Source organism: Luteimicrobium xylanilyticum, assembly GCF_009429125.1.
Taxonomy (GTDB): Bacteria; Actinomycetota; Actinomycetes; order Actinomycetales; family Cellulomonadaceae; genus Luteimicrobium; species Luteimicrobium xylanilyticum.
Window position 1 is genome coordinate 2,876,756 of sequence record NZ_CP045529.1, and the last position, 12,923, is coordinate 2,889,678.

Sequence of the window (12,923 nt, forward strand, 5' to 3'; positions counted from 1 at the left end):
GCTCGCCGGGTGGAGGCTCCCGCGGACGGCGTGCTCATCGGCGAGGCGGTCGTGCTCGAGACACGGCCGGCGTCGTTCGCGTCCCGCATGCTGGCCGGGCTGCTCGACCTGCTGGTCCTCGGGGTGCTCGCGATCGCGGGCCTGATCGTGATCGGCGAGCTCGCGACGGACGCGAGCGCTCCCGCCTACGGGATCGCCCTGCTGGTGGTCCTCCTCGTCGGGGTCCCGACGACCGTCGAGACGCTGAGCCGCGGTCGCTCGCTCGGCAAGCTCGCCGTCGGGACGCGGGTCGTGCGCGACGACGGCGGCCCCGTCCGGTTCCGGCAGGCGTTCGTCCGGGCGCTCGTGGGCGTGGTGGAGATCTGGGCGACGGTCGGCTCGATCGCGCTGATCGTCAGCCTGTGCAACGCCCAGGGCAAGCGTGCCGGCGACTACCTCGCCGGGACGTACGTGCTGCGCGTCCGGGGCGGGCCGGCGCTCGCGCCCCTGCCCCCCGTGCCCCCCGCGCTCGTCGCGTGGGTCCGCACCGCCGACGTCGCCCGGCTGCCCGACGGCCTCGCCCTCGCCGCCCGGCAGTTCCTCGGCAGGGCGGCTCGGATGGCGCCGGCCAGCAGGGCACGCGTCGGGACTGACCTCGCGGCGCGCGTCGAGCGCTTCGTCGCGCCCGGACCGCCGTGGGGCACACCGCCCGAGGCCTTCCTCACCGCCGTCCTGGCGGAACGGCGCGAGCGCGAGCACTCCGCGGCGGCCCGTGCCGCGCAGACCCAGCGGGAGCTCGCGGCGCGGGTCGTGCGGCTGCCGTTCGAGGTTCCCGACCCGCGGCGTTGACGGCTGGCCGCCTGCCCGTCCTCCGAGCCCTCACACTTCCCGTCCACAGGCTTCGACCGGACGGTTCAAGAACGTCACCCGCCCGTGGCAGAGTGTGCGCGTGACATCGACGACAGGGCCCTCCGGCGTCCGCGCGGGCCACCTCCGCGCGACCCTCGCGTCCGTCCTCACCGCGCTCGCCGTCGTCGTCGGGTCGGTCGGTCTCGCGGCCCCAGCCCAGGCCGCGGCCACGCACGTCGCGCTGACGGGCCACTCGAGCGCGTGGAGCGACCAGAAGACGACGCTCACCGCGACCTGGACGCTCGGCAGCAAGGCGCACAAGGGCAAGGTCACGCTCCAACGGAAGTCCGGGAAGACCTGGAAGAAGGTCGCCACCAAGACCACCACGAGCAAGGGCGTCGCGAAGTTCTCCGTGAAGCCCGCGTCGACCACGACGTACCGGGTCCTCACGTCCAGCAAGAAGGCGTCCAAGGCCAAGAAGCTCACCGTCACGAAGGCGTACGCCCTGGCGAGCACCGCCGGATCCACCATCACGGCCGGGACCGGCAAGACGTTCACCCTCACCTACCACCACCACGGCAGGGCGGCTTCCGCGACAGCGCTCGTCGAGCGGCACAGCGGCTCGAAGTGGGTCAAGGTGGCCAGCGTCAAGGTCAGCAAGGGGCACGGCAAGGTCACCCTCAAGCCCAGCGCGACGACGACGTACCGGTTCCGCGTCCCCGGCAAGGTCACGAGCGCGAGCCACAAGGTCACCGTGAAGGCGCCGTCGACGTTCAGCATCACCGGCTCGGGCTCCGGGCACGGGGTCGGGCTCTCGCAGTACGGGGCGTACCAGATGGCGCTCGAGGGGAAGTCGGGAGCGCAGATCCTCACGCACTTCTACACCGGCACCACCGTCGGGAACGTCACGACGCCGGAGCGCATCAAGGTGCAGGTCTGGGGCCCGGAGCCCTATTCCTACCCCGCCGGGACGTACTCCGACACGGCGAAGACGACGACCATCACCTTCGGCGGCCCGTGGCATCTGACGGCGGACGACGCCCTGACCACGGTGCTCGACGGATCGGCCGCGCAAGACCTGCGGATCTCTGTCGTGAACGGCAAGCTCACGTTCGCGCTGCTCAACGGCTCGATCGCGACGCCGCCCGTGACGGCCAGCTCGTCGGCGTCCAGCTACGAGGTGCACTGGGACTCCGGCACCGCCGCCGTCAAGGGAAGCCAGGGGCTCTACCACAACGGCTGGTTCGACGTCACCGCGATCGGCACGCGGCCGAACATCGTCAACGACGTGCTGCTCAACACCGAGTATCTCTACGGCATCGCGGAGATGCCGTCGTCGTGGGGCGCCGGCAAGGGGAAGGCTGCCCTCGAGGCCCAGGCCGTCATCGCCCGCACGTACGCGCTCAGCAAGGTCGGCTCGCTCAACCCGAAGTGCAACTGTGACGTCGTCGACGACGTCCGCGACCAGAACTACACGGGCTGGAAGAAGCAGGACGAGGGACAGCACGGCTCCTACGGCGACCTGTGGGTCTCGGCGGTGAATGCCACCGTCGCGAACGCGTCGAGTGCGCAGGTCGTCACGTACCGTGGCGAGCCCATCCAGACGCCGTACTTCGCCGCCTCGGGCGGCCACACTGCGAACAACGAGGACGTCTGGCAGGGCACGAACGCCTCCGGCCCGCTCCCGTACCTGCGCTCGCAGCCAGACCCCGCGAAGACGAACGGGTCGCGGACCCACAATCCCTACGTCTCGTGGACCCGCTCGATCACCCAGGCACAGGCCAAGAAGATCTTCTCGTACGCGAGCACGCCGCTCACGGACGTGAAGTCGATCAGCGTCTCGGACCGCTACCCCACGGACACGGGTGAGCATGACGGCCAGGTCCGGGAGCTCAAGGGAACGTCGGCCGACGGCACGACGGCGACTGTGACGGCCAGCGCAGACTGGTGGCGGACCACCCTCGGGCTCCCCGCCGCCTGGGTCACGTCGTTCACCCCGAAGAAGTGACCCCGCGCCGTCGGGCGGGGGCGTGACCTGCTAGAACGTCGCTCCGGGTGACGAATCCGGACCACCGTGTCACCGTGGACCGATGGGGACACTGGGGCGAATCCGCGACGTCGCGGTCATGACAGGCCTGTCCGCGGGGCTCGCCGCGGGGCTGACGCTCGGCCTGGCCGGGCTCGCCGCGCCGGCGCAGGCCGCGACGACGAGCATCACGCTGACGGGACCGTCGAGCGCGTACCAGGGCGTGTCGACGAAGCTCACGGCGACGTGGAAGGTCGGCGGCAAGGCGCACGCAGGCACCGCGGCGGTGCAGCAGCGCGTCAACGGGGTCTGGTACCAGCTCGGCGCGATCAAGACGTCGAGCAAGGGCACCGGGACGATCAGCGTCAAGCCGCACGCCACGTCGGTGTTCCGGGTGAAGACGTCCTCGGGCGTCTACTCCGCGGCCAAGACGCTCACCATCAAGGCGCCCTACGCGCTCGGAGCCAAAGCAGCTGCGTCGACCATCACGAAGGGTAGGTCGACGACCCTCACCGCGACCTTCACGTACCGGGGCGCGAAGGTCTCGTCGGCCGTCGCGAAGCTCCAGAAGCAGAGCGGGTCGAAGTGGGTCACCACGTCCAAGTCGGCGAAGATCACGAAGGGCACGGGCACGGTCGTACTCAAGCCGTCGACGACGGCGTCCTACCGGCTCGTCGTGTCCGGCAAGGCGACGAGCAGCACCGTGCGGGTGACGGTCAAGGCTGCAGCCGCGAAGGCGCCGTCGTCCTTCACGGCCAACGGCTCCGGCTACGGGCACGGCGTCGGGATGTCGCAGTACGGCGCCTACGACATGGCGCTCGCCGGGCACAGCTCGACGACGATCCTCAAGACCTACTACAAGGGCACCACACCGAAGACCGTGACGACCCCCACGAGCATCGCCGTCCAGGTCTGGGGCCCGGAGCCCTACGGGTACGCGGCGGGCCGCTACTCGGACACGGCGAAGTCCACGACGGTCCACGTCGACAAGGGCACCTGGCGGCTGCGCTCGGCGAAGGGCACGACCCTCTACGAGGGCAAGGCGCCGATCACCGTGACGATCGGTGTCAGCGGCTCGAAGGTCACCGCGTCGTTCAAGGTCACGAGCGGCTCCAAGACCGTCACCAAGAAGTACACCGACTCGACGCTGCGGATCCACTGGTCCGGGACGAGGTACTACAAGTCGACCTCGACCAAGGCCGTCGCGACCGTGAACGGCGCGCAGGGCTCCTACCGCAACGGCCGGTTCACGATCACGAACATCGACGGTCACCCGAACGTCGTCAACGACGTCGCCCTCAACACCGAGTACCTGTACGGGATCGCGGAGATGCCGTCGTCGTGGGGCGCAGGCAAGGGCAGGTCGGCGCTCGCTGCGCAGGCCGTCGTCGCCCGGAGCTACGCGCTCACCAAGCTGGGGAGCAAGAACAAGAGGTGCGCCTGCAACGTCGTCGACGACGTCCGCGACCAGAACTACACCGGCTGGAAGAAGCAGGACGAGGGCACGAACGGCTACTACGGCAAGCTCTGGGTCGCCGCCGTCAACGCCACCGTGAGCTCTGACACCAAGGCAAAGGCCCTCACCTACGGCGGCAAGGTGGTCGCGACGCACTACTACTCGTCGTCGGGCGGGCGGACGGCGAGCTCGCAGGACGTCTGGGTCAGCAAGGTGCCGTACGAGCAGTCGGTCGCGGACTCATGGAGCCTCAAGGCCCCCGGCAACTCCTTCCGCTCATGGACGCGCAGCGTGTCGCAGGCCACCGCGAAGAAGGTGTTCGGGCTTCCGGACGTGAAGTCGATCAGCGTGTCCTCGAAGTACTCGAGCGGCCAGATGCGGACCCTGACCGCCACGTCGACCTCGGGCAAGAAGGCCAGCATCACCGGGAAGTCCGAGACGCTCCGTGCACGCTTCGGCTTCCCGGCGGCATGGGTGTCGTCGTTCACCGCGAAGAGCTGACCCGGCCCCCGACGGCGCAGCTCACCGCAGGCGCTCGACCCTTCCGAACAGAGCCACGAGTCCCCCGAGGGCGAGGGCCATCGCGGCGAACCAGGTGAGCCGCGTCGACCACCAGTCGGTGGACCACGGCACGGGCAGGCGCTCGTGCATGCCCAGCATCACGACGCCCGCGACCGCGAACATCGCCGTCAGGTGCCACAGGTAGAGCGTCATCGAGCGGGCGCTCACCCACGCGACGAGCCTCGCACCGCGGCCCGACGCCCAGCAGGCCAGCGTGTCCCGCCCGAGAAGGGCGAGGCAGACCTGGGCGATGCCGAAAGCCGCCACGGGCGCCGTCGGCGGGGCGAGGTTGGAGATCGCGTCACCGGGCATCCCGACGAGGCTGATCGGGTACGGGCCCGCGACGACGAGCGTCACGGCCGCAGCGATCCCGCCCACCGCGCCCGCCACGAGCGCCGCCGGACGGCGCGTGAGGGTGCCCTCGGCGTGCGCGACGCCGAGCGCGAACGGGACCAGCCACACGAGGAGCAGGTTGAGCCAGCCCGCCGCCGGGTGCCCCGCCTCGATCCGGAGGTAGTCCACCCCGACGACGGCGACCGCGGCCAGCCCGACCGCCGCCGGCAGCCGCTTCCCCAGCCGCCGGACCGCTCGCACCACGAGCGGGGTCGCCGCCGTCAGCGCCAGGTACACGCCGAGGAACCACAACGGCTGCGGCACCTTGTGCAGCACCGGCACGACGACGCCGTCGGGCACGCCGAGCGCCCGCAGCGCGACCGCCGCGAGCGCCCACACCCCGAAGAGCATCCCGACCGGCCGGACGAGCCGGCGCACGCGGTGGACGGTCAGGGCCCAGGTGCCGCGCGTCGTCACCCGCCGCTCGTGGCCGGCTGCAGCGCCCGCCGCGAAGAACAGCAGCGGCAGCGGCATGAGCCACGTCAGGAGCCAGCCCGGACCGGTGCCGAGCGCGTTGCCCACGTGCAGCGAACCCGCGCTGATGCTCGCGTCGACCATCGACCAGTGCAGCGCGATGACGCCCAGCGTCCCGAGTGCCCGGACCACGTCCACGAACAGGTCGCGGGGCGGCCGGGCCGGACGCGCGGGGCGGGGCGGGAGCGCGGGGCGGGTCGGGCGGACGACGGCGCGGTGGTGAGGGCGGCGCTCCGGAAGGGTCGCCGGACGGGGTCGGGACGGGGGTGCGGCGATCGCCATGAGACGCTCCTGGGACGGTTCCTCGGGGACGTCTCCATCCTTCGAAACCGCAGGTCAGCGCGGTATGGCGTGCTCCTCCGACCTGGTTCTGGGGACGGGCGAGGGCGGGCCGGGGGACGTCCCCCGGCCCGCCCTCGGGTCGCCCGTCTCAGGACTCGCGCGGCCTCGGGACGACGCGGCTGAGCGCCTCCGACGTCCGGGTGAGCGCGTCGCCGACGAGCCGGCGCAGCGCGGGACCGGCCCTGCGCTCGACACCGTGGTGCACGAGCGCGGCGACCAGGAGGACGACGAACAGCGTCGTCGCGAGCGTCAGGTAGGCCGGCACACCGGCCGGGAACAGGTGGATGAGCCACCAGCCCCACCACTCGTGCAGCAGGTACACCGGGTAGGTCAGCGCGCCGGCGAGCACGAGCCAGTTCCAGCGCACCCGGCGCAGGGGCGTCCACGTCACCGCGAGGAGCACGCCCAGCGCGACCAGCAGACCGACCCGGATCACACCGGTCGAGACCGCGTGCTCGGTGGTCCCCGCGAACCGGCCCTGCAGCCGTGGTGCCAGCTGCCACACGACGAGCGTCACGTTCGACGCGAGCACGGCCAGCCGGGCCGGCGTCACGCCGTGCCGGGCGACGAGGAACACCATCATCCCCGCCGCGAAGAGGCCCGCGTACTGGTCGACCAGCAACGCCGCCGGCCAGTTGATCCCGCCCGGCCACGACGACCAGTCGACGTGCACGCCGACCTGCGGCAGCCCGACGGCAAGGAACCAGGCCACCGGGGGCCAGACGGCACACAGTCCGGTGACCCGCCGGGGCGTGAACCCCCAGATCATGAGCAGCCCCACCAGCAGGTAGAACCGGAGCTCCGTCCAGAGCGTCCAGTACACGCCGTCCACGTCGTTGATCCCGAATGCCGACTGCGCCATCGTCAGGTTCGCGGCGACGTCGTGCACGCCCAGGTCCTTGCGCGGCCACACCACGAGCAGCAGGAAGCCGGTCGACAGGACCCCCAGCCAGTACGCCGGGTAGAGGCGGCCGATGCGCGAGGCCACGAACGACGGGACCGACCGGCCCCACGCGCTCATGAGGATCACGAACCCGCTGATCATGAAGAACAGCTCGACGCCCAGCGCCCCGTAGACCGTGACGCTGCCGAAGTTCGGGAAGACCCGCGCCACGTCCGTGTGCCAGGCCGGGTTGGTACGGGCGGTGAAGTGGTACAGCACCACGCCCAGCGCAGCGAGCAGTCGGAGGCCGTCGACGAGGGCGAAGCGCTCGCGCTGCTGCCGCGGAGCCGTGGGGGTCGTGGCGTCGTTCGCCGGCGCCGAGGGCGTCGGGATCGAGCTCGTGCGGGTCGTCGGCGCCCCGGTGGCGCGCGTGTCGGCCAGGGTGCTGGTCGTGCTGGTCGTGCTGGTCGCGGGCGTCGTCGGGGTCGGTGCCGGCGCGGTCATGTGCCTCCCCTCGGAGGCGGCGGCGCGCCGCGTCCTCGGTGTCGGTCCTGCGTGCCACGTGCTCGCACAGCCGTAGGTCGTTATCGTTTCGTGATCTTCTCGACCGTACGAAGACGACACCGTCCGACGCAACCCGGGAGGCACGAACCGGACAGATCGCCAGGAGACCCACAGGCGGCACCTTCGCCACCTTCGAGTTGTCACGCCAAGCAACACGCACTCTCTCGCCGGCCCGGAAACACCGCAGCCAAGAGGGGCGAACTACCCCGTTCGACTCCTGTGAGGGCCGACCCTAGGGCCACCGAGCGCAGGGCGCTCGGCACGGTGTTGCTCTGCGTGCGAATCCCCCGACAGCAGGGGGCGTGCGCCAGGGAAGGACCGACGACGCCCGAGTGGCCAGCAGACGGGACCCTCGACCGGACCGTGAGCCACCTGCGCGGCGAGCACCCTGCGCACGGCCCGCACCACGCAGCCGGGGTCGTCGACGATGTCCTCGTAGGTGAAGCGCAGCACCACGTAGCCGTACGCGTGAAGCACCCGGTCGCGCCGCCGATCCTTCCGGAAGGCAGCCCGCGAGGAGTGGAACTCGTACCCGTCGCACTCGACGATCACCCGGCCCTCCACCAGGAGATCGACGTCGCCCACCCCGGCGAAGCTCGGCTGCGTCCGGACGACGAAGCCCGCGTCGACGAGCGCGAGCCGCGCGAGGGTCTCGATGATCGACTGGCCGCCGGCGTCCGCGAGCGCCAGCGCGCGACGCACCCGATCAGGCGCCCGCGGGCCGAGGTGTCGTGCGACGTCGGCGTGGGTGACGAGCCTCCTGTAGAGGGCGTGGTCCAGGGCGACGACGGCGTCGTCGCGTGGGCAGCACGCGAGCATCCGCGCGAGGGCGCGCGCTGGGTCCTGCACCCGTCCTGCCGTGTGCGGAGACGTGCCGCCGTCGTGGTCCGCCCGGTGCAGGACGACCGTCTCGAGCTCGGCTCGCGATCGGCCCCCGCCGCTGCGGTTGCGCGGGACGAGCAGGTGGGGCCGTGCGGGCGGATCGAGCAGCGGCAGCCCGTGCAGTCGTGCGGCGCTCACGCACGTGACCAACCCGTCGAACCGCGCCGCGCTCACGAGCTCAGGGGCGACCGGCTGCACGACATAGGTGCCCCGCCCCGCCCGAAGCACGGCACCGCTGCGGACGAGGTTGACGAGCTCGGTCCGGTCAGCGGTGTCACGGACGAGCTCGGAGTAGCGCGCTGCACCGCCGGCGCGCACGAGGCGGGCGCGGACGATGCCGCGCGGAGCCGACCGGGGGCGTCCACGCCTCGAGGTCCGTGGATCAGTGAGCGGGTTCATGGCATTGGTCTGCCACAGGAGAGCAGTTCGCCGCCGACGGCTGGGGCCCCATTGTGGACGAGCAGGCCCGACGCGCACCTGTGGGTGGGCCTCGCACGGTGAATCTCTGCCGATCCGGGGTCGAGCACGGGCTGAGCCGACCTCGGCGCTTCGCGCGTCGGGTCAGCCCGCCACGCGGGTCCCGCGCACGGTCGGCGACGCTTTCCGACGCCCACCAACACGGACACCGGAAGCCGCGGCCCCGATTCACCCAGAACACGGGACGAACGGGACGGATCAGGCGCGCCGGCCCACGCTCGACCGGTCCGGTGTTGGGGGGCGCGAGAAGTTAGGTGCGGCCCAGCACGCGAGCTGCCAGCGGCGCCTCAGCCCCGCAGGTACCGCAGCACCGCGAGCACGCGCCGGTGGTCGGCGGCGTCCTGCGGCAGGTCGAGCTTGTCGAAGATCGACGTCACGTTCTTCTCGACCGCGCCGTAGGACAGGAACAGCGCCTCGGCGATCGCGCCGTTCGACCGCCCCTGCGCCATGAGCTCCAGGACCTCGCGCTCGCGCGGGGTGAGCCGCCCGAGCCCGTCGTCGCCGCGGGACGCACCCATGAGCTGGGTGACGACCTCGGGGTCGAGGACGGTCTGCCCACCGGCGATCCGTTCGAGCGCGGCGAGGAACTCCCCCACGTCGGCGACGCGGTCCTTGAGCAGGTAGCCGAGGCCCCGCGCGTCGTCGGCGAGGAGCCGGGAGGCGAACTGGGTCTCGACGTACTGCGAGAACACGAGCACGCCTTGCCCGGGATGGGCGGCGCGCAGCTCGATGGCCGCCCGCAGGCCCTCGTCCGTGAAGGTCGGGGGCATGCGGATGTCGACGACGACGACGTCCGGCGCCCCCGCTCCACCCGGACCGACGAGATCGGCGTAGGCGGCGCGGAGCGCGTCGGCGTCGGGAACGGCCCCGACGACCTCGTGGCCCCGCCGCTGCAGCAGGGCGACGAGGCCGTCGCGGAGGATCGCGGAGTCTTCCGCGATGAGGATGCGCACTTACTTCTCCCCGGGGACGACGGTGGGCAGGAGGACGTCGACGCGGGTCCCGGCGCCGGCGGGGCTGACGACGTCGAGCGTGCCGTCGACGGCGCGGACGCGCTCCACGAGACCGGCGAGCCCGCTCCCCTCGCCCGGCCGCGGGTCGGTGAGGTTCACCGCCGCGCCGCCGACACCGTCGTCGCGGACCCGGATCCGGACGAAGTGCGTGGGCGAGGTCGAGCCGGGGGCCGGGGGCCGCGCTGCGGCGGCGGGTTCGACCAGCACCCACACCGTCGACCCGTGAGCGTGCTTGGCGGCGTTGGTGACGAGCTCGGCGACGACGTAGTAGGCGAGCGCCTCGATCGCGGGCGCGAGGGCGTCACGCTCGGAGAGCGCGGGGTCGACGTCGACGACGGTCCGCACGGGCGACCGCGCGGCGAGCGTACCGAGGGCCGCGGCGAGCCCGTTGTCGAGCACGGGCGGGTGGATGCCGCGCGCGATCTCGCGGAGCTCGGTGAGGGCTTCCTTGGTGGAGTCGTGCGCGAGGGTCACGAGCCCGAGCACGTCGGCCACGGTCGGGTCGTCGCTCTCCGTGCCCGACGACGCCCCCGCGAGCTGCTCCTTCGCCTCGCCGAGCTGCATGGCGACGGCGACGAGCCGGGCCTGGGTGCCGTCGTGGAGGTCGCGTTCGATGCGGCGGAGGCGGGCGTCGGCGTCCTCGACGGTGCGGCCGCGGGACCGCTCGAGGTCGGCGACGCGGAGGCTGGCCTGGGTGGGGCCGAGCAGGTTGACGATGAGGAGCCGCGTCAGGTGGACGAACCCGCGCTGGATCTGCGGCCACAGGAACAGCAGCAGCAGACCGACGCCGGCCTGCGCCCAGATGCGTGCCGGCGTGTCGACGAACCACCCGGGTCCGTACTGGGCGCCGCGGTGCCAGCTGCCGTCGTCGGCCTGCTGCAGCGGGAGCCAGCGGTACCAGATGCCGTACGTGAGGCCGCCGAGCCCGTACGCGAGGAACACGAGCGAGAACACGGCCCCGACGAGGTTCGTCACGAACGACAGGAACAGGAACGCGAGCGCCCGCCAGCCGGCGGTGTCGCCGAGCATGCGGCCCATGCCGCCCCAGAAGCCGCGTCCGCGGCGGAACGGCACGGGGGCGGGCACGTCGACACCGAGCAGCGCGCGCCCCTCCGCCCGGTACAGCGAGCCCCACATCCGCGCACCGACGACGAGCGACCCGCCGACGTACAGCCCGACGACGGTCACGCCGAACCCGGCGCCCGCGCCGATGGTGAAGAAGAAGTACGCGAGCCCGACGGAGCTCGTCACGAGCGTGCACACCAGGAACAGGAGCTCGCTCCAGGTGCGCCGCTTGAAGGGTCCGCTGAAGAAGCCCACGGGCTCGAGCCGTGCGGGGGTGGTGGCCTGCGGCGCCGACTGCTCGGTCGGCGCGGGCGGCGTCGAGGACGGTTGTCCGGGGGCGGTGGCAGCCATGGTCGTCGTGCTCATGCCTCCATCGTGTCGTCGCCGGCACGCGAGATGGAGCCGGGCCGCCGCCGTCCTGACGGGGGGACATCCCCCGTGACCGGCGCCGGGCCGCCGACGACGAGTCCGCGGGCCGTGTCGGTGCGCCGTCGCAGCATCCGACCACGCTAGTGCAACGGCGGTCCGACGACGCGCGCGCCGCTCAGACCGCGCGGGACTCGCCGACGCGGGTGCGGTCGCGGGCGTGCCGACCCGGGGCCGCCAGGACCTGCACGGCGACGACCAGCACCACGACGACGAGCGCGATCCAGAACGCGACCGCTCCGGTCGGGTAGTGCCAGAACACGAGGACGAGCCCCCCGAGCGCCACGAGCGCGACCGTCAACAGCAGCGCGTAGCGGGCGATCCATGCCTCCCACGGCGTGGGCTCGCGGGTGACGTCGCCTGCGTGCCCGCCCGACGCCCGCCCGACCAGCCACATGAACCCGTTGCGGACGGCCTGCGCGGCGCCGCTCGGTCCGACGAGGAAGCTCGCGAGCGCCACCACGAGGGCGACGACCAGGACGAACCGGAGGGTGCCGCGCAACGGTTGCACGACGGTGTCGAACACGACCGCCGCGGCGCTCGGCGGCAGCACGTGCGCCGGGATCGCGCCGAGGTAGACGGCCCGCCCGACGGTGATCCCGATCCCGAGGGCGATCATCCCGACCGCCGCCGCGGACGCCACGACCACGACGGCCCGGCGCCGGCGCCCCGGGGGCGCGACCCCGATGGCGGCCGCGGCGACGAGGAGCGCGATCCACGGCAGCCAGGTGGCGAGGCGGTCGAACGCGCGGGTCCAGCGTTGCGCCTTCGCGAGGTCGGAGGACTGGAACACCGTGATGGTCGTCGAGACCTGGGGGATGGTGCTGGCGAAGGTGAGCCCGCGGGCGACGAGCTGCTGCTTGACGGCGTCGACGACGGGTCCGAGGTCCAGGACGACGGCGCCGTCCCGCGTCGCGGTGAGGGCGCGGCCGCTGCCTCCGGTGAGGACCGCGACGACGTTCGCGTGTGCCGCCCGGTTGGCCTGGACCCACAGGTTCGCGAACGCGTCGGACCGGACGAAGCGCGTGACCTGGTCGCCGACGAAGCCGTTCGCCTGGCTGGCGAGGACCGGCGCCAGCCCGACGATCGCGTCGGGCACGCGGGGCGCGTTGTCGGTGATCGCCGTGAGCGCGTCGCGCGTGAGCGTCTCGAGGTCGAGCTGCTGGACGAGCGCGTCCGTGACCTTGGACGCGACGGCGTCCTGCACGGCGGGGTCGCCGGCGAGGGGTGCGACCGTCGAGACGTAGCGGTCGGTGTCGAGGAGCTGGCTGCGCACGTAGCGCGCGCCCACCGCCGAGATCGCCAGGAGCGCGGCCAGCACGACGAGCACACCCGTCGCCGTCCAGCGGAGCCACCCCGCGGCCCGGCCTGCCTCCCCTGCTGTCGTGCCGCCGTCGGGCACGCCCGGGCTCGGCCCGCCCGACGACGCAGCCACGGCCCGCAGGCGCGTCACCTCCGCGCGGAGAGACTCCAGCTCGGTGCGCTCGCCGTCGGTCAGCGGCGTGTTCTCGGTCACCCGGCCAGCGAACCAGA

Annotated in this window: 9 protein-coding genes; 3 read left to right on the top strand and 6 right to left on the bottom strand. The window is 72.5% G+C overall.

All coding sequences use genetic code 11. The annotated features are described in order from the left end of the window. Positions 1-9: 9 nt before the first annotated feature. The 3 genes from KDY119_RS12760 (at position 10) to KDY119_RS12770 (ending at position 4,811) form a co-directional block, all read left to right on the top strand. Positions 10-828: an RDD family protein gene (locus KDY119_RS12760; RefSeq protein ID WP_227994336.1), complete on the top strand. Its 819-nt coding sequence runs from the start codon at positions 10-12 to the stop codon at positions 826-828. Positions 829-928: 100 nt separating this feature from the next. After that, positions 929-2,836: a SpoIID/LytB domain-containing protein gene (locus KDY119_RS12765; RefSeq protein ID WP_153022398.1), complete on the top strand. Its 1,908-nt coding sequence runs from the start codon at positions 929-931 to the stop codon at positions 2,834-2,836. 82 nt (positions 2,837-2,918) lie between these two features. Then, positions 2,919-4,811 carry a SpoIID/LytB domain-containing protein gene (locus KDY119_RS12770; RefSeq protein WP_153022399.1) on the top strand — a complete coding sequence of 631 codons (1,893 nt, stop codon included), beginning with the start codon at positions 2,919-2,921 and terminating at the stop codon, positions 4,809-4,811. A 21-nt stretch (positions 4,812-4,832) separates the two neighbouring features. Here the strand turns inward: KDY119_RS12770 and KDY119_RS12775 are convergent, their stop codons facing one another. The 6 genes from KDY119_RS12775 to KDY119_RS12800 all read right to left on the bottom strand — a co-directional run bounded on the left by KDY119_RS12775 (position 4,833) and on the right by KDY119_RS12800 (position 12,906). Then, positions 4,833-6,020: an acyltransferase family protein gene (locus tag KDY119_RS12775; protein ID WP_051136181.1), complete on the bottom strand. Its 1,188-nt coding sequence runs from the start codon at positions 6,018-6,020 to the stop codon at positions 4,833-4,835. A 148-nt stretch (positions 6,021-6,168) separates the two neighbouring features. Beyond that, the gene (locus KDY119_RS12780; protein WP_153022400.1) at positions 6,169-7,467 is read right to left on the bottom strand and encodes an acyltransferase family protein; all 1,299 of its coding nucleotides are present in this window, start codon (positions 7,465-7,467) and stop codon (positions 6,169-6,171) included. A gap of 261 nt (positions 7,468-7,728) precedes the next feature. Next, positions 7,729-8,808 (bottom strand): DUF559 domain-containing protein, encoded by a 1,080-nt coding sequence (locus KDY119_RS12785; protein WP_083890579.1) that lies wholly within the window; start codon positions 8,806-8,808, stop codon positions 7,729-7,731. Positions 8,809-9,173: 365 nt separating this feature from the next. Then, a complete protein-coding gene (locus KDY119_RS12790) occupies positions 9,174-9,839 on the bottom strand; it encodes a LuxR C-terminal-related transcriptional regulator (RefSeq protein WP_036946661.1) in 666 nt (221 codons plus the stop codon). Beyond that, positions 9,840-11,330 (bottom strand): sensor histidine kinase, encoded by a 1,491-nt coding sequence (locus tag KDY119_RS12795; RefSeq protein ID WP_085997969.1) that lies wholly within the window; start codon positions 11,328-11,330, stop codon positions 9,840-9,842. Between the two features lie 178 nt (positions 11,331-11,508). Then, positions 11,509-12,906 (bottom strand): hypothetical protein, encoded by a 1,398-nt coding sequence (locus KDY119_RS12800; protein ID WP_036948137.1) that lies wholly within the window; start codon positions 12,904-12,906, stop codon positions 11,509-11,511. Positions 12,907-12,923: the final 17 nt, after the last annotated feature.